Source organism: Nocardiopsis sp. iso_40 (genome assembly GCF_056173285.1).
Map to the genome: position 1 here is coordinate 5,522,482 of NZ_CM149666.1, position 22,554 is coordinate 5,545,035.

Genomic DNA, 22,554 nt, shown 5'->3' on the forward strand with positions numbered 1-22,554 from the left:
CAGATCTGCCCACGGCAGACCCCTCCCCGGGCAGGTCCGGCCCGGGAACGGATCAGGTGTCCTCTATGGCCTGGCGCAGATCGCGCAGGACGTCGAGGACGACGGGGCGCAGCGAGGGCCTTATGGCGTCGAAGACCTGGCGCTGTCTGCACTCCATGTACCTGCGGCGTTCGACGAGGGCCCGCTCGCCCTCCGCCGTGATGGTGACCACGGTGCTGCGTTCGTCACGTTCGGAGCGGCGCCGGACCACCATCCCCTTGCGTTCGAGCTGCTGGATCATACGGGTGGCCGAGGGTGAGGACACGCCGACGATGTGGGCGACCGCACCGACACTCGGACCGTCCATCCCGCGCACCGCCTCCATCAGCAGCGACTGTGTCAGTGTGAGGTCCCCCGCGCCGCGGTGGCCGTGCCCGCCCCGGGAGCGGGCGTGGAGCGCCGCGTTGATCAGATCGGTCCACACACGTTGGAACTCTTCGAGCTCCGCCGTCTCGGACTCGGCGGGTTCCTGCTGGTCAGAACAGGGCTCGGGGGTCTCGTCGGGCACGAAACAGTCCTCGCAGGCTGGGCGTGTCACGCGGGTACTCGACCCGCGCGGTGGTTTGACGTTTGTGTAGTCTAGCTATTAGATAGCTTATGTACGCAAATTCCAGTAGATCCATGCCCCCTCGAAACGCTGGCGACACCCCGCCCACTGATCCGGTTGCGGGCGAAGCGATCCGCCGCGGGGGCGGTGGACGTCCGCCCGAACACCCGGGCGGGCCCGGACCGGTCCGGGAGGGGCGCATTGACAACAGTGCTGGTCGCGCATTTCATCACCGCGGCGGTCGCACCGTTACTGGTGCGCCTGTGGGGCCGTAACGGCTTCTACGCGCTCGCGGTCGTCCCCGGTCTGGCCACCGTGTGGGCCCTCCTCCAGCTTCCGGACGTGCTCCGCGGCGGCACCCGGTCCGAAAGCACCGAGTGGGCGCCCGAGTTCTCGCTCCGGCTCGGCCTGCACATGGACGCCCTCGGCCTGGTGATGACACTGATCGCCACCGGCGTGGGCACCCTGATCCTGGTCTACTGCGCGCGTTACTTCGAGGACTCCGAACCCGGCCTCGGGCGTTTCGCCGGCGTGTTCGTCGCCTTCGCCGGGGCCATGCTCGGCCTGGTCCTGGCCGACGACCTCATCCAGCTCTTCGTCTACTGGGAGCTGACCACGGTCTTCTCCTACCTCCTCATCGGCCACAAGGCCGAGGCGAAGGAGAGCCGCCGCGCGGCGATGACGGCCCTGACCGTCACCACCTTCGGCGGCCTGGCGATGCTGGTCGGCATGATCACGCTCGGCGAGGCCGCCGGAACCTACGTGATCACCGACATCGTCGCCGACCCGCCCGCGTCCGGCGCCGCGGTCAACACGGCCCTCGTGCTGATCATGGTCGGGGCGATGTCCAAGTCGGCGCTGTTCCCGTTCAGCCTCTGGCTGCCCGCCGCCATGCAGGCGCCCACACCGGTCTCCGGGTACCTGCACGCCGCGGCGATGGTCAAGGCCGGCGTCTACCTGGTCGCCCGCCTCACCCCGGCCTTCGGCGACACCGCCGTCTGGCAGGGCATGGCGCTGCTCTTCGGTGTGGTCACCATGCTCCTCGGCGGCTGGAAGGCGCTGCGCCAGTTCGACCTCAAGCTCGTCCTGGCCTACGGCACCATCAGCCAGCTCGGTTTCCTCATCGCCCTGCTGGGCACCGGAACCCGGGCCGCCGCCCTCGCCGGCATCGCGATGCTCATCGCGCACTCGCTGTTCAAGGCCCCCCTGTTCCTCGTGGTCGGCGTCATCGACCACAGCACCGGCACCAGGGACCTGCGCGAGCTCTCCGGGCTGCGCAGATCCATGCCCGCCACCTTCTGGACCACGGTCCTGGCACTGGCCTCCATGGCCGGGCTGCCTCCCACAGCGGGTTTCGCCGCCAAGGAGCTCGCCTTCGGCGCCTACACCCACGGCGGCACACTCGACACCCTGGTCCTGGCCGGTCTGGTCGCGGGCTCGGCCCTGACGGTCGCCTACAGCCTCCGCTTCCTCTGGGGCGCCTTCCTCGACAAGGAGGGCGTGCGGCCGACCCCGGTCCACTCCCCCGGAACCCTGTTCCTGGCGCCCGCGGCCGTCCTGGCCGGACTGGGCCTGTTCGGCGGCCCCGCCTCCGGCTGGGCCGACCCGTTCCTCGCGGTCTACGCCGACACGGTTCCGCCGGGGCCGCACGAGGAGTACACCACCCACCTCGCACTGTGGCACGGCTGGGAACCGCCGCTCCTGCTCTCCGCCGCCTGTGTGGTCAGCGGCCTGGTGCTCTTCTACCTCCGGCACCGGGTGGTGTGGCTCGGCAACCGCCTGTCCTTCGTCAACCCGGAGCGCAACTACCGGCGGATGCTCGCGGGGCTGGAGAACCTGGCCCTCCAGGTCACCGGTAGCACCCAGCGCGGTTCGCTGCCGGTCTACCTCGGCACCATCCTGATCGCCCTGGTGGTGGCCGCCGGAGTCCCGATGGTCACCGGCCGGCTCTGGGAGGGTCCCAGCCCCGACCTGCGCCTCTGGGACACCCCGGTCCAGGTCATCCCGGCCCTGATCATCGTCATCACCTGCCTGCTGATCCTGTTCGTGCGGCGGCGCCTGTTCGCGGTGATCCTCGTCGGCATCGGCGGGTACGGCGTGGCGGCGCTGTACTACCTCCAGGGCGCACCGGACATCGCCCTCACCCAGTTCCTCGTGGAGACCGTCAGCCTGGTGGTCTTCGTCCTGGTGCTGCGCCGCTTCCCGACCCACTTCTCGGTCCCCGCCCTGCGCGGCCGCCGTATCTGGAACATGGCCATCGGCCTGGCCACCGGCCTGGTGATGGCGTCGATGACCTGGTTCGCCCTGGCCGGACGGCAGGAGCCCTCGATCTCCGAGGGCTACGAGGCCGCCGCCCACGAGGCGGGCGGCTACAACATCGTCTCCGTGCTGCTGGTCGACGTCCGAGCCTGGGACACCATGGGCGAGATCTCGGTGCTCGCCGCCGCGGCCGCCGGTGTCGCCAGCCTGATGTTCGTCCGCCGCCGGGCCCAGCCCCGCAAGGCGCCCGGCGGGGTGATGGCACTGTCCGTCACACCTCCCCCGGAGCCCGCCGCCGGACACACCCGGCCGGACCTGGGAGACCTCCGGATCGCACCGCGGAACCTGCACGTCAAACCCCGGTGGGAGCGCACCTGGCTGCCCGGGGCGGGAAACCTGCCCACCGAACGCCGGTCGATCATCTTCGAGGTGGTGTCCCGCTTCCTCTTCCCGGTGATCATGGTCCTCTCGGTGTACCTGCTCCTCACCGGCCACACCGACATCGGCGGCGGGTTCGCCGGCGGCATCGTGGCGGGCCTGGCGTTCATCGTCCGCTACCTGGCGGGCGGCAGGTTCGAGCTGTACGCCACCGCGTGGGTGCAGCCGGGCGCGCTGATCGGCGCCGGCCTGGCCCTGGCCACCGGCACCGCCCTGGGCGGGGCGGTCTTCGGCGGGGACGTCCTCGCAGGCGGCGACACCTACATCAGCTTCGGCTTCCTGGGCGAGGCCCACCTGACGGTCTCCCTGATCTTCGACATCGGCGTGTACCTGCTGGTGATCGGACTGATCCTGGACATCCTGCGGAGCCTGGGCGCCCGCATCGACGAACAGATCGAACGGGACGCCGTACAGGTGGGGAAGACCGCCGGGGCCGAGGGCCGAGCACGCGCCGAGGAGGTCACCTCGTGAACGAGTCACCAAGCCTGACCCTCGTCCTCGTCATCGGCGTCCTGGTGGCGGTCGGCGTAGTGCTCCTGCTGGAGCGCAGCCTGACCCGGGTGCTGCTGGGCTTCATCGTGATGAGCAACGGCGTCAACCTGATGATCATGGCCATGGCCGGCCAGGGGGGCGGGCCCCCGCTCCTGTGGTTCAACGACGCGGACGAGATGACCGACCCCCTGCCGCAGGCGATGATCCTGACGGCCATCGTCATCACCCTCGGCATCACGGCGTTCCTGTTGGCCCTCGCCTACCGGAGCTGGCAGCTCGAAGGCAACGACGAGGTCCAGGACGACGCGGAGGACCTGCGCATCCTGCAGGGCGAGGGGCGCCGCGCCGTGCGGCAGCGCTTCCTCAAGGAACGCCGCAGGCTGCGGGCGGACATCCGCCGCCAGCGCGCCGAACTCCAGGCCACCATCGCCGCGGCCGACGCCCAGGAGCTGGCCGAACAGGCCCGTATCAAGGCGGAGATCGCGGCCGCCCAGGCCGAGCTGGCCAGATTCGAGGTCGAGGCCGAGGACGGCCGCTCCGACGAGCACTCCGAGGAGACCGTCCGCCGCCTGACCGACCGCCAGCAGAGCATGGTCAACCAGGTGACGGAGCTGCGCGGCCGCATCCGGCTGGGCCGCAAACGACTGCGCGAGCACCGGCGCGCCGACCGCGCCGCCGAGCGCGAGCTGTGGCGTGAACTGCGCCGCCGCATCCGCTCGCAGCGGCGCCAGGCGCGCCAGACCATGAGGGCGGAGCGGGAACGCCTGGCACGCGCCGAGGACAGCGAACTGCAAGGGAACGACTGACCATGGGATGGGACTACTTCGCCGGTATCCTCCACTACCTCATCCCCCTGCCGGTGGTGCTTCCGCTCTTCGCGGCCGGGGTCAAACTGGCCATGGGCATCCGCTGGCCCCGCGTCCAGCAGTGGCTGAGCGTCATCTCACTGGCGCTAGTGCTGGTGATCGGGGCCGCGCTGATGGTGGGCGCCGACGTGTTCGGCCCCCAGGTGGTCCACGTGGGCGGCTGGCAGGCCCCGGTCGGCATCAACCTGGTGGCCGACCGGCTGTCCGCGCTGATGGTGACGGTGTCGGCGGCGATCACGCTGGCCGTGCTGGTGTACTCCATCGGCCAGGGGATGGCGGGCAAGGCCGAGGTGGCGCCGCTGTCGGTGTACCAGCCGACCTACCTGATCCTGGTAGCCGGCGTCTCCAACGCCTTCCTCGCCGGTGACCTCTTCAACCTGTACGTCGGGTTCGAGATCCTGCTGACCGCCAGCTACGTGCTGCTGACCCTGGGCGGCACGCAGTCGCGGATGCGGGCGGGCGCCATCTACGTGGTGGTCTCGCTGGTCTCCTCGGTGCTGTTCCTCATCGCCATCGCGCTGGTGTTCGGCGCGACCGGCACGGTGAACATGGCCCAACTGGGCGAGCGGATCCCCGAACTCTCACCCGACCTGGCCCTGGTCCTCCAGGTGATCCTGCTGATCGCTTTCGGCATCAAGGCCGCGGTGTTCCCGTTGGCCGCCTGGCTGCCGGACTCCTATCCGACCGCGCCCGCCCCGGTCACCGCGGTGTTCGCGGGCCTGCTGACCAAGGTCGGCGTGTACGCGATCATCCGCACGCAGACCCTCCTCTTCCCGGGGACCCAGCTCAACGACGCCCTTATGTGGGTGGCCCTGGCGACCATGCTCATGGGCATCCTGGGCGCCGTGGCGCAGACCGACATCAAACGTCTGCTGTCGTTCACCCTGGTCAGCCACATCGGCTACATGGTCTTCGGGGTGGCGCTGGGCACCGAGCAGGGCATGGCGGGGGCGGTGTTCTACATCGCGCACCACATCACCGTGCAGACCACCCTGTTCCTGGTCACGGGGCTGATCGAACGCCGGGGCGGGTCCACCTCCCTGGACCGCCTGGGCGGGCTGGCCAAGATCGCCCCGGTACTCGCGGTCCTGTTCTTCATCCCCGCGATGAACCTGGGCGGCATCCCGCCGCTGTCCGGTTTCCTGGGCAAGGTCGGACTGCTGCAGGCCGGTGTGGACGCGGGCACTCCGCTCGCCTACACGCTGGTCGGCACCTCGGTGACGACCAGTCTGCTGACCCTGTACGTCATCGCACGGGTGTGGAACTACGCGTTCTGGCGCACTCCGGCCGAGGGCATGGTGGCCGAACCCGGCACCGTCCTGGAGGACTCCGAAGCCGACGACACATCGACCGCGGCGCTCGGTCCCTCGGAGGAGGCGGTCGGCCCGTCCTCGCGGCTGAGCGACACCACCACCGCGGCCACACCGGTGGTCACCTCGGTGGTCCTGCCGAAGAGCATGGTGGGCGCCACGGTCGCACTGGTCGCGTTCGGCCTGGCCATGACCGTGTTCGCCGGGCCGCTCATCGGCTACGCCTCCGACGCGGCGGTCGACCTCCAGGCCCAACGGCCCTACATCGAAGCGGTCCTGGGAGGCTCCCGATGAACGACCCGAAGACCAGGAGGGGCAGGGGCCTGAACGCGCTCCGGCGCCGCCTCGGCAAGGTGCAGATCCCGGTCGCCCTCGGGATGACCCTGGTGTGGATGCTGCTGTTCAAGGGGTTCGAACCCCGCCCGGAGTCCCTGGGGATCGCACTCCTGGGGTTCCTGGTGTCGGCGGCGATCATGATGGTCTTCCCGCTGCCGCCCATCGTGCCCGGTTTCCGCTTCTGGCCGGTGCAGTGCGTCCGCCTGTTCTGCCACGTCCTGGGGAAGATGGTCGTCGCCAGCCTCCAGGTGACGGCACAGGTGTTCCGCCCCGGCCCCCCGGTACGGAGTTCTGTGGTGGCCGTGCAGATGCGCACCGGCTCCGACCTGATGCTCGTGTGCACCGCGATCGCCGCCTCGGTGATCCCCGGCAGTGTGATCGTCGAGGTCGCCCAGCCAGAACACATCCTGTACGTGCACATGCTGGGCGCGGAGAGCGACGCCGAGGCACAGGAGTCCAAACAGATCATCCTCACCCTGGAGGAGCGGATCGTCCGGGCTCTCGGTACCCGGAAGGACATCACCGACCTGGAGGCCGCGACGGCGGCCGGGAAGGAGAACACGTGAGCGCGCTGTGGGTCGTCATCGCCGTCCTGCTCGGTGTGGCCTCGCTGCTCGGTACCGCCCGGCTGCTGCTGGGGCCGAGCATCCTGGACCGGGCTCTGTCCGTGGACGTGCTGCTGGCCTCCGCGCTGACCGGGCTCGGCGCCTACGCGGCCTTCAACCGTGATCCCACGATCCTGCCCACCCTGCTGGTGCTGTCGCTGCTGGGCTTCGTCGGATCGATCAGTATCTCCAAGTTCGTCGCCAGGCGTCCCGAGGAGCATGCCCGTCCCGAGGACACCGTGTACCCGGCGACCACGGAACAGGGGGAAAACCGTGAGTGAGCAGTTCGTCAGCGTCCTGGACTGGGTCGCGATCCTGTGCATCCTGGCCGGGGCCCTGCTGTCCTTCGTCGCCGCGGTGGGCCTGATCCGCTTCCCCGACCTGCTCTCCCGGATGCACGCCGCGGCCAAGCCGCAGGTACTGGGCATGCTGTTGGTGCTGCTCGGTATCGGGCTGCGCATCATGCCGGTGGAGGAGACCGGGGTGTTCGACTTCGGCACCCTGATCCTGGTCGGCCTCTTCCAGATCGTCACCGTCCCCGTCGCGGGCCACATCGCGGCCCGGGTGGGCTACCGGACCGGTCGGATCCGGCACGACCTGGTGGTCACCGACGAACTGGAGGAGCGGCTGGAGGCCAAGCGCCGCGCGGTACGGAACCTGCCGTCCGGCGAAGACGCGTCCTAGCGGGGCACCCCGCACGGCTCGGCGAGCGACCACACCCCCGCCCCCACGACTCCCCCATACCGTGGGCAACCAGACCGCCGTCACCGGCATCATCGTCTTCGTGGCCCGGTCCCGCCGCCCGCGGCGGTCGTGGTCCGGGCGGTCACGGCGCCGCGCCGAAGCCCGGCTCGCGGGCCGGCCCCCGCCCCCAGCGGTCCACACCCTCCGCCGCACAACGTCCACAGCCCATCACCAGGGCTGAAACCGAAAGCAGCAGACCCCCTCATGCCGATCCCCGAAGAAGGCCCACCGCCCGGCGGGTACCAGCGGCCCTCCGCTCCTCCTCCACCTCCTCAGGACCTGAGCCTGCCCAAGGCACCGCAGGGCGCCCCGCCCCCACCGCCCCCGCAGCACCTGCGACCGCAGCACCCGCCCGTCGCGCACCCCCAACACGCCCGCCCCCACGATTCGCCCGCCGCACCGGCAGGACCGGGCGCCGAGGAACCGCTCCCCGACGTGAAGCCCGCCCGGTTCTGGTACTGGGTGGGCGGCGCGGTCTTCCCGGTGAACCTGCTGATCAGCATCCTGCTGCTCAGTGACAACCCCGAAGCCTCCCCGCCCCTGATCGTCGGCGGCATCCTGTCCCCGATGCTCACCTTCCTGGTGTCGCTGGTCGTGTGCGTGACCGTACTGGTCATACGCACCAGCAGGCTGTCCAGCCGGCGCGCACAGCGCCGGTACGCGGCCGCGGCCGCCCACGCGCCTCCCCCCGGATACGCCGCGTCCCCCGGATACGCCGTGGTCCCTCCCCCGGTGCACGTCCCCGCGCAGGACGTCCGGCCCGGACTCCGCTGGATGCTGCTCGGGCCCGTCGGTCTGGTGCTCTGCGTCGCGCTGGGCGCGTCCGCCTTCTGGCTGTTCGGCAGCAACGCCCCCCAGGACCGGCCCGAGTTCGCGTCCGAGGTCGTGCCGGGCGGCGGCAGCACCGTGTTCCAGGTGGAGGCGGGACAGACGGACTCGCTGGGCCTGTACGTGGCGCCCCGCGACGGGAACCCCGACTCCTGCCGCCTGTCCGGCTGGGGCAGCCCCCGACTCGTGGAGAGGGTCGTCAGCTACAGCCACGGCGAGTGGCGGCTGGCCCACTCGGTCTCGGTCGGCTCCCCGGGCCAGTACACGCTGGAGTGCTCCGGCTCACCCGACACCGAGTACGTGATCGCCGACACCGACCTCGCGGTCGAGTACGACCGGGCCATGCTCACCGGGTTCGGGACACTGATGCTTTCGGTCGTCCTGGGCGCGCTCCTGTCCGTGGCCCTGCCGGTCGCGGTCGCGATCAGGCGCGGCAACCACCGGCGGCGACTGGTCCGCGAGTACCAGGCCCGCGCCTACCACGCCTGGGTCAACGGGCAGGGCCAGCGGCACGGCTGACGTCCCCGGCAGGAGACCGTCAGGGAGGAGTCCGGAACCGGAGTGCGTCCTGCGTGCGTCACACCGGACACCGGCGGGCTCCCGCCGGTGGAGCCCGCCCGTACCCGGCACGAAGGTGCAGCCATGAGTTTCCCCCACCCGCCACCGCACGGCCGCCCCGGCCCGGCGCCGATCCGCGTCCACCCGCGTGAACTGCGTCCCGGCCGGTTCTGGTACGCCGTGGGAACCCTGGTCCTGGTCGGCGGACTCGTTACCGCCCTCGTCGGTTTCCTCGTCTCCGTTCTCTCCACGGTGGCCCTGCCGGAGTTCGAGGCCCGGGTGTCCTCCGGTCAGGAGGCCGTCTTCACCGTGACGGAGACCGACACCCTCCTGGGCCTGTACTCCTCCGGCGGGGACGCGGACCCGTGCGTCCTGGTGCGCCCCGACGGCACCGAGTCCGGGTTCGGCCTACCGGGTTACAGCCACGACGTGGACACCGGCTCGGAGAGCTGGTCGCTGGTCGGGGCCCAGGAGGCGCCGGAGACCGGGGAGTACACGCTGTCCTGCCCCGGCGCCTCAGGCACCGCGGAGTTCGCGGTGGCCGACGTCGGTGACGGCGGCGCCGAGTTCGTCCGGGGTGTGGCGGGCACGTTGCTGTGGGCCTTCGTCCCGTCGTTCCTGGGCCTGCTGCTCGGACTGCCGGTCCTCGTCACCACGGCGGTCCGGCGCAACCGGCACAGGCAGCGTCTGCTCGTCGAACGCCGTCAGGGCTTCCACGGACCGGCGACCGGTTAGGACTCCGCTTCCCGTTCCCCGCCCAGGTGCTCGGCGAAGAAGGACCCGATCCGCTCCCAGGCGTCGGCCGCGGACTCCGGGTGCGGTCCGGTGCCCATCGCGCGCAGCACCACACGCAGCGGCCTCGGGCCGTTGGGGGGCCTCGTTGAGGAAGGAGTGCCCGGCGTCGGGGTACTCCTTGACGTCGTTGGGCACGCCCGCCTCCCGAAGAGCGCCCCGCAGCCGGTCTGCGGCCCCGACCAGGGTGCGGTCCCTGGCGGCGTAGCTGGCGACCATCGGGCAGGAACGGGCCGCGACCGCCCGGAGGTCCCCGGGCAGGTACCCGTAGTTGGGTGCGGAGGCGTCGAAGTCGGGAGCCGAGGCGATCGCGAAACCGCCGCCCAGGCAGAAACCGAGCACCCCGACCCTCCCGGTGCAGTCGTTCTGGGCGCGGAGCCAGTCCCGCCCGGCGAGCAGGTCGGTGAAGGCCCGCCCGTGTCCGGCACCGAGGGCGCTGACGACCCCCCGGACACAGCGCAGCCCGCCGCCGTCGCTGTAGAGGTCCGGAAGGACCGTGAGGTAACCGGCCCGGGCCATCCGGTCGGCGTGCCGGCGCATCTGTTCGTCGGCCCCGAAGACCTCGTGCGCCACCACCACCCCGGGCCAGGGCCCCTCACCCTCGGGACGGGCCAGGTAGGCGCGCAGGTTCGGCGAGCCGCCACCGCCCCGGGCCAGGTCGCTGAGGTCGATCTCCGGCATGGCTCTCTCCCGTGTGTCGGTGGTCCCCCGTGTCGCTCCCCGCCCCGCCGAGCCTAGGACAGGGGCCCGCCGGAGGACGCGGCGAGCCCGGCCCCGCCGCGCGCGGTGTGACCGGAAGCGGCCGTTACGGCACGCCGCCCCCCGGACGCCCGGGCCCGTGGATAACCTCCCGGAGAGAGAGCGGCGAGACCGAGGGGGCGTTCGATGGGCGTGGAATCCGAGAGCACCCGGGAGGCCAGGGAGGCGGCCGCGCGGCTCTGGGCCAAGGCCAGCCTGGTCACCCCGATGGCGATCCGGGCGGTGGCGACCCTGCGGGTGGCCGACCACCTGGCCGACGGTCCGCGAACCGCCCGGGAACTGGGCGAGGCGGTCGGGGCGCGGCCGGAGGCCCTGGCCCGGGTGCTGCGGCACCTGGCGGGCGAGGGCCTGTTCACCCGGGAGGGCGAGCGGTACGCCCTCACCGGGACCGGCGCCTCGCTGCGCTCGGACCACCCGTACTCGCGGCTGGACTGGTTCGCCGCCGACAGCGCGCACGGCCGGGCGGACCTGTGCCTGGCGGAGCTGGCCGAGGCGCTGCGCACCGGGGAACCCGCCTACGGGCTGTACTTCGGAGGTTCCTCGTTCTGGGAGGACCTGTCCGCCGACCCGGAGCTTTCCGCGTCCTTCGACAACATCATGGGGGCGCGCATGGCCGCGCAGGCGCGGACCCTGGCCGGGATGTACGAGTGGGAGGCGCTGGAACACCTCGTGGACGTGGGCGGCGGGGACGGTTCCCTGCTGCGGGTGCTGTTGGAGCGCTTCCCCCGGCCGCGCGGGACCGTCGTGGACCTGCCCGGACCGGCGGCGGCCGCCCGGGAGGCCTTCCGGCACGCCGGGCTGGCGGACCGCGCCACCGCGGTCGAGGGCAGCTTCTTCGACCCGCTGCCCGAAGGCGGGGACGCCTACCTGCTGTGCTGGATCCTGCACGACTGGGACGACGCCTCGGCCCGCGCCATCCTGCGGCGCTGCGCCGAGGCGGCCGGCCCGAGCGGGACCGTCCTGGTCGCCGAGTACGGCGGCGGGGAGGCGATGAGCGAACTCGACGTGCGGATGCTGGCGTACTTCAACGGCCGGGAGCGGGACGGCGAGGAGTTGGCGGCCCTGGCGGCGGAGGCGGGGATGAGCCTGGCCGGGGACCACGAATCACACGGGATCAGGCTCCAGGAGTTCACCGTGGGCCGCCCCGAGTGACCCGGGCCGCGCCCGCCACCACGGGTGACGCGCCCCTCCGAACCCGCCCCCTCGACGGGCGCGCCACCCGACGCTCACCGCCGGGCGGGGCGCAAGCCCCTCCGTGGCGGGATCAGCGGCCCCGACCGTCAGCCGCCGGTGTACTTCGCGCCCCGCTGCGTCACCTCGAACCACTCCCGGGAGGGAGCCCTCTCCACGAGCAGGACGACCGCGACGGCCAGCACCAGTGCGATGACGGCGTTGAGCCACCGGCCCAGCACCAGGTTGAGCAGCACACCGGCGAAGCCGAGACCGGCGGCCACCCGGGCGAACACCTGCGCCCGCCGCCCGCCCCGTTTCACGGTGGCCGCTACGTAGTAGTCGAAGACGGCCATCGCGACCCCGATCAGCAGCAGGAACGCCAGCACACCCTTGGTCGTCCCGTAGTCGACATCGGCCTCGGACCGGCTCATGCTGTCCAGGATCGCCAGGGTGAAGACGTAGGACAGGCCTCCGAGCGCGAACCTGAAGAAGAGCAGGATCCGCGCGACGGACAGGGTCTGGGGCAGCGGATGGTGATACGACACGGGGGCTCCCGGCACAGTCGTGAGGGTGGTGTGTCCAACAGATGTACCACCCGGGCTCCTCCCGAAACACCCGGTTCCGTTCGGTTCGTCCTGTCGGCTCGTCCTGCCGACGGGCGGCTACGGCCCCGTCCGCTCGGTGCCCGCCCCGGGCTCGGCGAGACCGAGCGGCCCGTCCGGAGCGGGGTCGAAGGCCCGGGCGACGTCGGTGTCGGCGACCTCCGCCAGCGCGGCCGGGGACCACCTGGGCCGACGGTCCTTGTCGACCACCTGGGCCCGGATGCCCTCCGCCAGGTCCGGCCAGGCCAGCGCGGCCGTGGAGACCCGGTACTCCTGTTCCAGGACCTCCTCCAGGGTGGCCAGCCCGCGGGCCCGGCGCAGCGCCGCCAGGGTGGTCTTCACCGAGGTCGGCGACTTGCCCTCGATGGTCTCGGCCGCCTTCGCCGCCTCCGGGTCGCCGTGGGCGCGCAGCCGCGCCACGATCTCCTCGGCGGTGTCGGCCGCGTAACAGGTGTCGATCCAGGCCCGCCGGGACGCCAGGTCCCCGGCTGGTACGGTCTGCGCGAAGCGGCCCACAACCTCGACGACGTGGGCCTCCGTGACCGTTTCCGAGAGGGCACGGACCAGTTCGGGCAGGTGTTCGGAGGGCACGTAGTGGTCGGCCATGCCGGTGTACACGGCGTCCGCGGCACCGACCGCGGTACCGGTGAGCGCCAGGTGGGTCCCGGTCTCGCCCGGTGCCCGTGACAGCAGGTAGGTGCCGCCGACGTCGGGCACGAACCCGATGGTGGTCTCCGGCATGCCCACCCTGGAGCGCTCGGTGACCACACGGACCCCGCCGTGCGCGGAGACACCGACCCCGCCGCCCATGACCACACCGTCCATGAGGGCGACATACGGCTTGGGGTAGCGGGCGATCTGGGCGTTGAGGTGGTATTCGTCCCGCCAGAAGTCGGCTGCCCGCCGGTCCCCGGTCACGGCGCTGGCGCGGATGGCGCGGATGTCGCCGCCCGCGCACAGGCCGCGTTCACCGGCGCCGTCGAGCAGCACCGCCGATACCCTCTCGTCCTTCTCCCAGGCGGTGAGGGCGTCCGCGAGCACACGGACCATGCCGTGGTCGAGGGCGTTGATGGCGCGCGGCCGGTTGAGCGTGGCCCGGGCGAGCGAGCCGTGGACGCGCAGCAGCACCGTGGCTTCGTCGGGGGTCCCGTCACTGGTCATCCGGCGGCTCCGGTGGTCCGGCGGGTGATGATGGGGCTCATGGTATCGGTGGTTCCTTCCAGGGTTCGGTGCGCCCGAAGGCCGCACACGATCCTCTCAACACCGTCCTCGGCCCGGTAGCCGCGCCCCCCGGGGAGCCCCCGTCGGCACCGACTGGTTTCCGGATTCCACCGGAATCACGCGAATACTCTCTGTAGTTTCATGCCATGCCCGGATTCGACCACGAACTGCAGGTAAGGCTGTTCCAGAAACAGCCCGCCCTGGCCCCGCTCATGCTGCGTGACACGATCGGCTTCCCCGTACCCGACTTCGCCCGCGCGGAGCTCGGCTGCGGCGACCACACCAAGCTCACGCCCCAGTCCTTCAAATCGGACAAGGTGGTCGTGTTGTACGACCACGACTGCGCCAAGGTGCTGGCCATCATCACCGAGGTCCAGCAGAAGGTGGACGAGGACAAGCCCTACACCTGGCCCCTGTACCTCGCCACCGTCAGGGAGGAACTCCGCTGCCCCGTACGGCTGATGGTGGTGTGCCCGGACAACCGCACGGAGCGGTGGGCCCGCAAGCCCATCGAGTTGGAGACCGGAGGGGCGGTCCTCAGGCCAGCGGTCCTGGGACCGAGCAACACCCCGGTCGTCGACGACATCGACCGGGCGAAGCGCCTCCCGGAGCTCGCCGTCCTCTCGGCCGCCGCCCATGGCGACGACCCGGCGGTGCTCAAGGCCGCCGAATCGGCCCTGGACGGCCTGCCCGAACACACCCGTCTCATTTATTATGACTTCATCGAGTCCAAGCTCAGCGCGGCGGCTCGACTGATGTGGGAGGAACTCATGGCAACCGGAACCTACGAGTGGCAGAGCGACTTCGCCCGCAAGTACGTCGGCCAGGGACGCGAAGAGGGGCTTGAGGAAGGCCGGGAAGCAGGCCTGGTCCAGGGCAAACGAGAGGCGCTCCTGCGCCTTCTGGACGTACTCCCCGTTTCGGTCGGGCCAGACGCGCGCAGGCGGATCGAGGAGTGCACCGACTCCGACCGGCTCGACACCTGGATCACCAGGGCCGTCGGAGTGAAACACACCGACGAGCTCTTCGACTGACCCGCAGCACACACGGGGCCGGGCGCACCGCGTCCGGCCCCGTCGTCTCTCACCGGCCCCGCTCACCGCGCGCCTTTGGCCGCGACCTAGCCTGGCGCCGTGCTCCGGCCACCCGCCCGGGCCTCCTTCCGAAGCCCCGCGCGGACTGCGCGGTGTGGGATCGGACGTGGCCGAGGGGGCTCGGGCGCTGTGGCGGCAGCCGCTGCTGCGGGCGGTGGCGGTCATCGCGGTGTTCGTCAACACCTCCTACGCGACCATGCTCTCCACCCAGGTCCTGTTCGTCCGCGACACCCTGGGACTGGGCTCGGCCGGGTTCGGTCTGCTCATGGCCTTCGCCGCGGTCGGCGGGGTCGTCGGCGGACAGGCCGTCTCCCGGCTGCGCTCCGCCCTGCCGCACGGCGTCCTGCCGGTGGTCTGCCTGGCCGGGAGCGGTCTGCTGTACCTGGTGGCGGCCCTGTTTCCGCTGCCCCCCGTGGTGGCCGGGGTGTACCTCCTCTCGGGCGGCCTGGTGCTGGGATACGCGGTCACGATGACCTCGATCCGTCAGCGCATCACCCCGGACCACCTGCTGGGGCGGGTGAACGCCGCCATGCGCACGGTCAGCTGGGGCATGAGCGCCGTGGGCATGGCGGTCGGGGGTGCCCTGGTGTCCTCCCTGGCGCCCGCCCTGGGCCAGACCGACGCGCTCCGGGTCCCCTACGCCCTGGTGGGCGCGGTCAGCCTGACCGTGGTGGTGCTCTTCGGCCGCGGACTCACCCGCCTGGTGCGCGAGCACGACGCCTGAGCCCCCGCCCGTGTCCCCTTCCGGCTCCCGGCGGGGCCGGTCGGGGCCCGGGCGGCCCCGGCCCCCTCGCCTGGGCGGTGTCAGTTCCCGAGGGTGTGCAGCATCCCGTAGGCCTCGTCCACCCGTGCGGGGAAGAGCTCCGGGCCCTCGGCCAGCCGCATCGCGGTGAGTTCGCAGGCCATCGCGGCGTGGCCGGCCAGGACGGCGGTGTTCTCGGCCGCCCCCGCCTCGGTCAGGGCCCCGGCGAGGCGGAACGCCCGCTGCTGTCGGGTGAGCAGGTAGCGGGATCTGAGGTCGACGCTCTCTCTGAGCAGGCGGACCAGGACCGCGGAGTGGGCGGGGGACAGCGCGGCGTAGGGCCTGGTGGCGACGGCGGCCTCGCGGAGCAGGGTGAGTGCGGCCCCGAGGTCGCCGCCCAGCGGCCGGTCCGCCTTGTCGAGCACGTAGGCGCACATGCGGTCCACCTCGGCGCCGTCGTCGGCGAACAGCACCTGTTGTTTGTCACCGAAGTACCGGAAGAAGGTGGTGCGGCCGACCTCTGCGCGTTCCGCGATGGCGGCGACCGTGACGTTGTCGAATCCGTGCTCGGCGAAGAGTTGGAAGGCTGCCGACACGATCGTGGCCCTCGCCTTACGACGTTTGCGAGCGTGGAGTGTGTCCGGGGGGTGGTGCATGGGGCGACCCTATCGAGTGGGAACTCGGTTCTCTTCGGTACGCGGGACCGGCCATAGGGACGGTGGTCCCGAAACGGACCGGGAGACCGAGGGAGCGGGAAGTCTTCCGGGCTGGATGACGGGCTGTCACCGGCCATCCGAGGCCTGGGAGGACCTCGGACGCGAACACCGGTTGGCCCGGGAGTTTATTGCAAAGAGATCTGGTACTGACAACCGCCTTCCCCTCGCCGCGGAACCCTTGCCCGGAAAAGGTTCCCTCCTCACGGAACTTATCCCTCCGAGAGGGTCACCATTTTCACTCAAGGCGAATTAGCCACCACGGCAAATCGTTCGGGTTCCTAACTATTAACTTACCGAGACGTCCGTAACCCCTTGGACAAGGCCGCCCCGGCGCCCCCGCGCCCCTCTCCGCAGGTCCTCCCACGGATGTCGCACCCCTGTGCCAGAGTGGAGACCTGTCTCACACTCGGGGGTTCGTCATGGCATATCTCCTGGTCATAGGTACACGTAAGGGCCTGTTCACGGCCCGGAGCGAGGATCGGCGCGCGTGGGAGGTGAACGGACCACACCGCCTCGACGAGGCCAACGACGCCGGGATGAGCCCCGTCTACACCGTCGGGATCAACCCGCACACCGGACGCCTGCTCGCCGGGACGGAGAGCTGGCACTTCGGACCGAGCGTCTGGCACAGCGACGACCTCGGCGACACCTGGACCGAACCGGGGGCGCCGCCGATCGCCTTCCCCGAGGACACCGGGGCCTCGCTCACCCGCGCCTGGCAGTTCGCCTTCGGCCCGGACCCGGACACCGTCTACGCCGGGGTGGAGCCGCACGCCCTGTTCCGTTCCTCCGACGGCGGCGACAGCTTCGACCTCGTCCGCGCCCTGTGGGACCACCCGCACCGGAGCAACTGGTTCCCCGGGGCCGGGGGCGCCGCGATCCACACCGTCCTGCCCGGCGTCCTCGGCGCGGGACGCCGTTCCCCCGAGGCGCTCACCGTGGCGATGTCCACCGGTGGTGTCTACCAGACCGAGGACGGCGGAGCCAGTTGGGCTCCGGCCAACCGCGGTATCTCCGCGGGGTTCCTGCCGGACGAGGAGCCCGAGTACGGCCAGTGCGTGCACAAGGTCGCCGTCGCCTCCGACGGCTCGTTCTACGCGCAGAACCACCACGGGGTCTACCGGAGCGCGGCCCCTGCCGACGACGGCTGGAGCCGGATCGAGGAGGGCCTGCCCACGGACTTCGGCTTCGCGATGGTCACCCACCCGCACCGGCCCGGGACCGCGCTGAACTTCCCCGTGGTCAGCCAGGAGGTGCACTTCCCGCCGGACCACAGGCTGAGTGCCTACCGCACCGACGACGGCGGCGACTCCTGGCGGCCGGTCAACCAGGGCCTGCCCGAGGACCCGTACTTCGGGATCGTGCTGCGCGACGCCGCCTGCACCGACGGCGCCGACGTACCCGGCTTCTACTTCGGCACCCGGTCCGGGGACGTCTACGCCATCACCGACGACGGCGAGCGCTGGCACCAGGTGGCCGCACACCTGCCCGATGTGCTGTGCGTCCGGGCGGGGCAGGTGTGAGATGCGGGTGACCGTGCACCTGACCAGCGTGCTGCGGGCCGACGCCGAGGGGGCCGCACACGTCCCGCTCGAGGTCGCCGACGGTGCCGCGTTGGGCGGGGTACTGGACGAGCTGGCCGCCCGCCATCCGGGCCTGGACCGGCGGATCCGGGACGAGCGGGGCGAACTGCGCCGGTACGTGAACGTGTTCGTGGACCGGGACGAGTGCCGGTCCGTCGGCGGGCTGGACGCCCCCGTCCACGAGGGGGCGGACGTACGCCTGCTCCCCTCGGTGGCCGGAGGCTGAACCGAGGGGCCCGGGACCGGAAACGTTCGTTTCCGGTCCCGGGCCCCTCGTACGACGTGTCGGCGGTGCGGCTATCCGGCGTGACCGCTGTTCCCGGGCCGCCCGGCGGTCTCCGCGCGCCCCGGCTCCCCCTCGTCCCGCACCCGGCGCATCGGCATGGGACGCAGGTAGGTGAGGCTCCGCCAGACCCACTCCAGCGGGCCGAGCCTGAAGCTGCCCAGCCACCAGCGGGCGAAGAGGGCCATCACCACGAAGTAGGCGGCGGCGATCCCGTACTGCGCCAGGATCGGGATCACCCCTTCGAACGGCTTCATGGTCAACAGGAACACCGCGGTGCTGCCCAGGTAGACGGTGAGCGTCATCCGCCCCAGCGGGGCCAGGGCGCCCAAAGCCCTGGCGGCGGCCCGGTCACGAGTGAACAGCCACCACACCAGGCCCAGGAAGAACAGGCCTCCGCCCAAGCCGGAGAGACTGCCTCCGAGGGACATCATCATGTCCGCGCCGGGGTGGACCACCGGCATGCCGTCGGGTCCCAGTACCGGGATGCCCTGGGCGTCGAACTCCATCGGGAAGAACAGGTCGGAGCCGAACATGGTGACCATGCCGAGCACCTGCCCGACCAGTCCCGCCCACAGCAGGCGCAGCGGAAGCCGGGTGGGCTCGCCAGCGGTCTCCGGAGCGAGTTCGGGCCTGCGGGCGAGCCATACGCCCACGCAGAAGAACCCGAGGGTCTGCGGGATCAGGCTGACCAGGTCGCCCGGGCCGCCCGGGAGCAGCTCGCCCGCCCCGTAGGCGAGGAACGGCGCCGCGGCGAACAGGGCCGCCGCGGACCAGAACGGCCGGGATCGCGAGCCGGACAACAGGAACGGCATCAACGGGGCGAGCAGCAGTACGGTGAGCGAGTAGTGGGTGAGGATGTCCCCGGAGAACACCATCAGGTGCGGCACCCCGAAGAGCAGGCCCAGGACCGCGTAGCGGCGCAGCATGAGCACCATCGGCCGTCCCCCGCGCCGGGCCGCCGCCCGCCAGGCGAGGACGGCGCCCACGCCCAGCAGCAGCATGAGCAGCGCACGGGCCTTGCCGGACATCAGCACGCTCAGCCCGCCGTCCACGACCGAGGCCAGGGTGCTCTGTTCGCGCTCTCCGAGCCGTTCCGCGGCGAAGACGACGGTGGGCGCGTTCATCGCCACCACACCGATCATCGCCACGGCGCGGGCCGCGTCCAGGAAGGCGACCCTCCTGCGGGGCGCGGGCGCTCCCCCGCCTGCGGGTGTGCGCGGGTCTGCTTCGGGCGGCGCTGCGGCCGGGGTCGGCTCTGCGGTCACGGGTCCTCCTTGTGAGACGGCCCCCAGCATCACCCGCCCGGCACCCGCCGCACATCGCCCGAACAGCCGAAACGCCTCCCCGCCGAGTCAGCCTTTCGGCCGATCGACGACGCCCGGCGACCGACGGCGCACCGCTCCCGCCGGAGGGGCCCCGGCGGGACTCCCCGCCCCGCCGGTGAACGTGCTCCGCGGTTCGTCCCTTTGACCGATGCCCGATCCGGGGCGGCGGCCTAGCCTGAACACCATGACCCGCACCACCGCTCTGAACAGGTTCTTCGCCGCGTTCGACCAGAGGTCCCGGACGCTGCGGCACCTCGCGGCACCCGGCCTGTCCGCGATGATGATCCTGCTGTGGGCGCTGGACCTGCGGGCCGCGCTGCAGATCCCGACCATCGAGGACTGGCCCGGCCCGCCCACCGGCCCGATGGACTTCGCCGGTGTGGCCTCCGGGGCGGTCTGTGTCCTGGCCGTGGTCCTGGTGTCCGTGCCCCGAGCGGGTCCCCGGGCGACGCTGGCGGCCGGGATCGCGGTACCCCTGTCCGTCCTGACCGTGTCGGCACTGCTGTGGCCGCTGCCCAAGGGGATGTTCGGCTTCCCGACCACAATGGCCGAGACCGCCGGAGTGATCGTGGTCCTGGCCCTGGCCGGACTGCGCTGCCGAGCCTGGCAGATCGCCGTGGTGTCGGTACTGGCCCTGGCCGCCTTCTTCTCCGACTACCTGCGCGAACCCACCGGCCTCTACCTCTCCAGCACGCTGATGATGGTCGCGGCGGGGCTGGCCCCGGGCCTGTACCTGCGCTGGCACGCGGCCGAGCGCCGAGCGCACGTGGAACGGGTCCGGTCGGCGGAGCGGCTGGCCATCGCCCGCGACCTGCACGACGTGGTGGCCCACGAGGTCACCGGGATCGTGGTGCAGGCACAGGCGCTGCGGCACATCGCGGACCGGAACCCCGCGGCGGTCCGGGCGGCACTGCCCGAGATCGAGGCGTCGGGCACACGGGCCCTGGAGTCCATGCGGGGGATGGTCTCCCGGCTGCGGGAGCCGGGTGAGGCACCGCTGGCTCCCAGCCCCGCCGAGGGGCTGACCGCGCTCGCCTCCCCCGCCGCGCCCGGGCGGCCCGAGGTGACGGTGCACGTGTCCGGCCCGGTCGGGGAGCTGCCCCCGGAGGTGGGCACGGCGGTGCTGCGGATCGCCCAGGAGTCGGTGACCAACGCGCTGCGGTACGCCCGGGGCGCCACCCGGGTGAGTGTGGTGGTGACGGCAGATGACGGGGAGGTCCTGATCCGGGTCGAGGACGACGGCCGGGGCGCCGGGAGGCCGGTGGGCGGCGGCCACGGGCTGGTGGGGATGGCCGAACGCGCCCGCCTCCTCAACGGTGAGCTGACGGCGGGCCCCGACGGGGTGGGGCAGGGTTGGACGGTGCGGGGGACCATCCCCGCCCGAAACGGAGGGGACGGCCGGGAGTGACGGTTCGGGTACTGCTCGCCGACGACCAGCAGATGGTCCGGACGGGTTTTCGCTACATGCTCGACGCCGAGGACGGGATCTCGGTGGTCGGGGAGGCCGGTGACGGGATCGAGGCGGTCCGGCTCGCCGGGGAGCTGCGGCCGGACGTGGTCCTCATGGACATCCGGATGCCCGGGATCGACGGTCTGGAGGCGACCCGGCGGTTGGCCGGCCCGGACGTGGCCGACCCCCTGCGGGTCGTCGTGGTGACCACCTTCGACCTGGACGAGTACGTGCACGCGGCGCTGACCGGCGGCGCGGTCGGCTTCCTGCTCAAGGACGCGGGGCCCGCCCTGCTGGTCGAGGCGGTGCGGGCCGCGGCCCGGGGTGACGCGCTGGTCTCGCCCCGGATCACGGTGCGTCTGCTCCGGCACTTCGCGAGCGCCCCCGCACCCCGGCGGGACCCGGCCGGGTCCGGGCTGACCGCGCGCGAACTGGACATCGTGCGCACCGTCGCGCGCGGGCTGACCAACACCGAGGTGGCGGCGGAGCTGCACGTCACCGTGAGCACGGTCAAAACGCACCTGGCCCGGGTCCAGGAGAAGCTGGGCGCCCGCAACCGGGTGGAGATCGCCGCCTGGGCGTACCGGGGCGGACTCATGTCCTGAGAGGCCGCGGAGGGCCGCGGTGCTGTCCGCTTGACGAAAAAGTAAGCGGCTTCTGACCCTTTTCGCCCGTGTCGTCCTTGTAGACACCCCTGCACGAAGCGTGATGATCGGTGGGGGAATGAGTGTCAACGACACGACTGCGAGGAATGACCTATGGCCACCATGCGCGCGGCCCGCCTGAACACCACCGACCGGTCCTTCGGGGTCACCGACGTCCCCAGGCCCGTTCCGGGCCGGGGCCAGGTCCTCGTCCGGGTCCGGGCCGCCGGTGTGTGCCTGTCCGACATCCACCTCATCGACGGCTCGCTGAGCCCGCTCCACCTCGAAGGCGACACGGTCACCCTGGGGCACGAGGTGTCCGGGGTCGTCGAGGAGCTGGGCCCGGAGGTGTTCGACGTCGGAGTCGGCGACCGGGTGGCGCTCCAGGCGGGCGAGTACGACCGGCGCGGGCGCCTGCTCACCCGGGGTGTGGACTACGACGGCGGGTGGGCCGAGTACGCACTGGCCGCCGAGGAGACACTCGTCCCGATCCCGGACGACCTGCCCTTCGAACAGGCCGCGATCATCCCGGACGCCGTCTCCACACCCTGGGCCGCGGTGACCGCCACCGGTGACGTGCGCCCGGCCGAGGCCGTGTGCGTGTGGGGTGTGGGCGGCCTGGGCGCGCACGCCGTCCAGCTCCTGCGGATGGTGGGCGCCGCGCCGATCATCGCCGCCGACCCCGACGAGCAGGCCCGGGACCGCGCCCTGGCCTACGGGGCGGACGTCGCCCTGGACTCCACGGCTCCGGACTTCCTCACCCGGGTCGGTCAGCTGACCCACGGTCGCGGCCTCGACGTCGCCTTCGACTTCGCGGGGGTGCCGGTCGTGCGCGAGCAGGCGATCCAGGTGCTCGGCGAGCACGGCCGCCTGGTGCTGGTCGGCCTGACCGCCAAACCGCTGGAGGTCGAGGACGGCACCCGGTTCAGCTACCTGCGCCAGCAGATCCTCGGCCACTACGGTTCGGAGCCCGAGCACGTGACCCAGCTGGTGGACCTGGTTCGGGCGGGCCGCCTGGAGTTCAGCCGCTCCATCAGCGGCACGTTCACCCTGGAGGAGGCCCCCGAGGCCGTGGAGCAGCTGGAGAAGCGGATCGGTTCCCCGGTCCGTCTGGTCCTGCTGCCCTGACCTGGTCGGCCCGGGCG

General features: G+C 71.8%; 21 protein-coding genes and 1 pseudogene. 16 read left to right on the forward strand and 6 right to left on the reverse strand.

The window, feature by feature from the left end; translation table 11 throughout:
- Positions 1 to 52: 52 nt before the first annotated feature.
- Positions 53 to 547 carry a MarR family winged helix-turn-helix transcriptional regulator gene (locus AC0VYD_RS24070; RefSeq protein WP_475477598.1) on the reverse strand — a complete coding sequence of 165 codons (495 nt, stop codon included), beginning with the start codon at positions 545 to 547 and terminating at the stop codon, positions 53 to 55.
- A gap of 249 nt (positions 548 to 796) precedes the next feature.
- Between AC0VYD_RS24070 and AC0VYD_RS24075 the strand changes: the two genes are divergently transcribed.
- The 8 genes from AC0VYD_RS24075 (at position 797) to AC0VYD_RS24110 (ending at position 9,757) form a co-directional block, all read left to right on the forward strand.
- Positions 797 to 3,754 (forward strand): Na+/H+ antiporter subunit A, encoded by a 2,958-nt coding sequence (locus AC0VYD_RS24075; protein WP_475480359.1) that lies wholly within the window; start codon positions 797 to 799, stop codon positions 3,752 to 3,754.
- Positions 3,751 to 4,581, forward strand: coding sequence for a Na(+)/H(+) antiporter subunit C (locus tag AC0VYD_RS24080; protein WP_473037838.1), 831 nt, complete (start codon positions 3,751 to 3,753; stop codon positions 4,579 to 4,581). Before AC0VYD_RS24075 ends, AC0VYD_RS24080 begins: the two co-directional genes overlap by 4 nt.
- A 2-nt stretch (positions 4,582 to 4,583) precedes the next feature.
- Entirely contained in the window at positions 4,584 to 6,245 is a 1,662-nt protein-coding gene (locus AC0VYD_RS24085; protein WP_475477599.1) for a Na+/H+ antiporter subunit D, read from the forward strand.
- Positions 6,242 to 6,853 (forward strand): Na+/H+ antiporter subunit E, encoded by a 612-nt coding sequence (locus AC0VYD_RS24090; RefSeq protein ID WP_475477600.1) that lies wholly within the window; start codon positions 6,242 to 6,244, stop codon positions 6,851 to 6,853. The genes AC0VYD_RS24085 and AC0VYD_RS24090 overlap by 4 nt, the downstream gene beginning before the upstream one ends.
- The gene (locus AC0VYD_RS24095; protein ID WP_475477601.1) at positions 6,850 to 7,173 is read left to right on the forward strand and encodes a monovalent cation/H+ antiporter complex subunit F; all 324 of its coding nucleotides are present in this window, start codon (positions 6,850 to 6,852) and stop codon (positions 7,171 to 7,173) included. Before AC0VYD_RS24090 ends, AC0VYD_RS24095 begins: the two co-directional genes overlap by 4 nt.
- Positions 7,166 to 7,576, forward strand: a complete 411-nt coding sequence (mnhG, locus tag AC0VYD_RS24100) for a monovalent cation/H(+) antiporter subunit G (protein WP_475477602.1) — start codon at positions 7,166 to 7,168, stop codon at positions 7,574 to 7,576. The genes AC0VYD_RS24095 and mnhG overlap by 8 nt, the downstream gene beginning before the upstream one ends.
- Before the next feature lie 264 nt (positions 7,577 to 7,840).
- Complete coding sequence (locus tag AC0VYD_RS24105) at positions 7,841 to 8,983, forward strand: hypothetical protein (RefSeq protein ID WP_475477603.1); 1,143 nt, start codon at positions 7,841 to 7,843, stop codon at positions 8,981 to 8,983.
- A 123-nt stretch (positions 8,984 to 9,106) separates the two neighbouring features.
- A complete protein-coding gene (locus AC0VYD_RS24110) occupies positions 9,107 to 9,757 on the forward strand; it encodes a hypothetical protein (RefSeq protein ID WP_475477604.1) in 651 nt (216 codons plus the stop codon).
- Between the two features lie 171 nt (positions 9,758 to 9,928).
- Here AC0VYD_RS24110 and AC0VYD_RS24115 read toward each other — a convergent pair.
- Positions 9,929 to 10,495, reverse strand: a pseudogene (locus tag AC0VYD_RS24115) (dienelactone hydrolase family protein); the annotation flags it as partial.
- 204 nt (positions 10,496 to 10,699) lie between these two features.
- On the opposite strand from AC0VYD_RS24115, the gene AC0VYD_RS24120 reads away from it, so the two are divergent.
- The gene (locus tag AC0VYD_RS24120) at positions 10,700 to 11,725 is read left to right on the forward strand and encodes a methyltransferase (protein WP_475477605.1); all 1,026 of its coding nucleotides are present in this window, start codon (positions 10,700 to 10,702) and stop codon (positions 11,723 to 11,725) included.
- Positions 11,726 to 11,853: 128 nt separating this feature from the next.
- On the opposite strand, the gene AC0VYD_RS24125 is transcribed toward AC0VYD_RS24120, so the two are convergent.
- Complete coding sequence (locus AC0VYD_RS24125) at positions 11,854 to 12,291, reverse strand: hypothetical protein (RefSeq protein ID WP_475477606.1); 438 nt, start codon at positions 12,289 to 12,291, stop codon at positions 11,854 to 11,856.
- A gap of 117 nt (positions 12,292 to 12,408) precedes the next feature.
- Positions 12,409 to 13,509, reverse strand: coding sequence for an enoyl-CoA hydratase/isomerase family protein (locus tag AC0VYD_RS24130; protein ID WP_475477607.1), 1,101 nt, complete (start codon positions 13,507 to 13,509; stop codon positions 12,409 to 12,411).
- 206 nt (positions 13,510 to 13,715) lie between these two features.
- Between AC0VYD_RS24130 and AC0VYD_RS24135 the strand changes: the two genes are divergently transcribed.
- A complete protein-coding gene (locus AC0VYD_RS24135; RefSeq protein ID WP_475477608.1) occupies positions 13,716 to 14,603 on the forward strand; it encodes a hypothetical protein in 888 nt (295 codons plus the stop codon).
- A 91-nt stretch (positions 14,604 to 14,694) separates the two neighbouring features.
- A complete protein-coding gene (locus AC0VYD_RS24140) occupies positions 14,695 to 15,387 on the forward strand; it encodes an MFS transporter (protein ID WP_475480360.1) in 693 nt (230 codons plus the stop codon).
- An 80-nt stretch (positions 15,388 to 15,467) separates the two neighbouring features.
- Here the strand turns inward: AC0VYD_RS24140 and AC0VYD_RS24145 are convergent, their stop codons facing one another.
- Complete coding sequence (locus tag AC0VYD_RS24145; RefSeq protein ID WP_475477609.1) at positions 15,468 to 16,061, reverse strand: TetR/AcrR family transcriptional regulator; 594 nt, start codon at positions 16,059 to 16,061, stop codon at positions 15,468 to 15,470.
- A gap of 479 nt (positions 16,062 to 16,540) precedes the next feature.
- Here AC0VYD_RS24145 and AC0VYD_RS24150 point away from each other — a divergent pair, with 479 nt between their 5' ends.
- Entirely contained in the window at positions 16,541 to 17,644 is a 1,104-nt protein-coding gene (locus AC0VYD_RS24150) for a WD40/YVTN/BNR-like repeat-containing protein (RefSeq protein WP_475477610.1), read from the forward strand.
- 1 nt (position 17,645) lies between these two features.
- Positions 17,646 to 17,930 (forward strand): MoaD/ThiS family protein, encoded by a 285-nt coding sequence (locus AC0VYD_RS24155; protein WP_475477611.1) that lies wholly within the window; start codon positions 17,646 to 17,648, stop codon positions 17,928 to 17,930.
- 71 nt (positions 17,931 to 18,001) lie between these two features.
- On the opposite strand, the gene AC0VYD_RS24160 is transcribed toward AC0VYD_RS24155, so the two are convergent.
- Positions 18,002 to 19,255 (reverse strand): DUF418 domain-containing protein, encoded by a 1,254-nt coding sequence (locus tag AC0VYD_RS24160; RefSeq protein ID WP_475477612.1) that lies wholly within the window; start codon positions 19,253 to 19,255, stop codon positions 18,002 to 18,004.
- A 244-nt stretch (positions 19,256 to 19,499) separates the two neighbouring features.
- On the opposite strand from AC0VYD_RS24160, the gene AC0VYD_RS24165 reads away from it, so the two are divergent.
- The 3 genes from AC0VYD_RS24165 (at position 19,500) to AC0VYD_RS24175 (ending at position 22,537) form a co-directional block, all read left to right on the forward strand.
- Positions 19,500 to 20,723 (forward strand): sensor histidine kinase, encoded by a 1,224-nt coding sequence (locus AC0VYD_RS24165; protein WP_475477613.1) that lies wholly within the window; start codon positions 19,500 to 19,502, stop codon positions 20,721 to 20,723.
- Complete coding sequence (locus AC0VYD_RS24170; protein ID WP_475477614.1) at positions 20,720 to 21,370, forward strand: response regulator; 651 nt, start codon at positions 20,720 to 20,722, stop codon at positions 21,368 to 21,370. The genes AC0VYD_RS24165 and AC0VYD_RS24170 overlap by 4 nt, the downstream gene beginning before the upstream one ends.
- Positions 21,371 to 21,523: 153 nt before the next feature.
- On the forward strand, positions 21,524 to 22,537 hold the full coding sequence (locus AC0VYD_RS24175; protein ID WP_475477615.1) for a zinc-binding dehydrogenase: 1,014 nt from the start codon (positions 21,524 to 21,526) through the stop codon (positions 22,535 to 22,537).
- Positions 22,538 to 22,554: the final 17 nt, after the last annotated feature.

What these genes read in the sequence shown, in the direction of transcription:
- AC0VYD_RS24085 (WP_475477599.1), top strand. Translation starts at nt 4,584, where the DNA reads ATGGGATGGGACTACTTCGCCGGTATCCTCCACTACCTCATCCCCCTG.
- AC0VYD_RS24090 (WP_475477600.1), top strand. Translation starts at nt 6,242, where the DNA reads ATGAACGACCCGAAGACCAGGAGGGGCAGGGGCCTGAACGCGCTCCGG.
- AC0VYD_RS24105 (WP_475477603.1), top strand. Translation starts at nt 7,841, where the DNA reads ATGCCGATCCCCGAAGAAGGCCCACCGCCCGGCGGGTACCAGCGGCCC.
- AC0VYD_RS24110 (WP_475477604.1), top strand. Translation starts at nt 9,107, where the DNA reads ATGAGTTTCCCCCACCCGCCACCGCACGGCCGCCCCGGCCCGGCGCCG.
- AC0VYD_RS24120 (WP_475477605.1), top strand. Translation starts at nt 10,700, where the DNA reads ATGGGCGTGGAATCCGAGAGCACCCGGGAGGCCAGGGAGGCGGCCGCG.
- AC0VYD_RS24130 (WP_475477607.1), bottom strand. Translation starts at nt 13,509, where the DNA reads ATGACCAGTGACGGGACCCCCGACGAAGCCACGGTGCTGCTGCGCGTC.
- AC0VYD_RS24135 (WP_475477608.1), top strand. Translation starts at nt 13,716, where the DNA reads ATGCCCGGATTCGACCACGAACTGCAGGTAAGGCTGTTCCAGAAACAG.
- AC0VYD_RS24145 (WP_475477609.1), bottom strand. Translation starts at nt 16,061, where the DNA reads ATGCACCACCCCCCGGACACACTCCACGCTCGCAAACGTCGTAAGGCG.
- AC0VYD_RS24150 (WP_475477610.1), top strand. Translation starts at nt 16,541, where the DNA reads ATGGCATATCTCCTGGTCATAGGTACACGTAAGGGCCTGTTCACGGCC.
- AC0VYD_RS24155 (WP_475477611.1), top strand. Translation starts at nt 17,646, where the DNA reads ATGCGGGTGACCGTGCACCTGACCAGCGTGCTGCGGGCCGACGCCGAG.
- AC0VYD_RS24165 (WP_475477613.1), top strand. Translation starts at nt 19,500, where the DNA reads ATGACCCGCACCACCGCTCTGAACAGGTTCTTCGCCGCGTTCGACCAG.
- AC0VYD_RS24175 (WP_475477615.1), top strand. Translation starts at nt 21,524, where the DNA reads ATGGCCACCATGCGCGCGGCCCGCCTGAACACCACCGACCGGTCCTTC.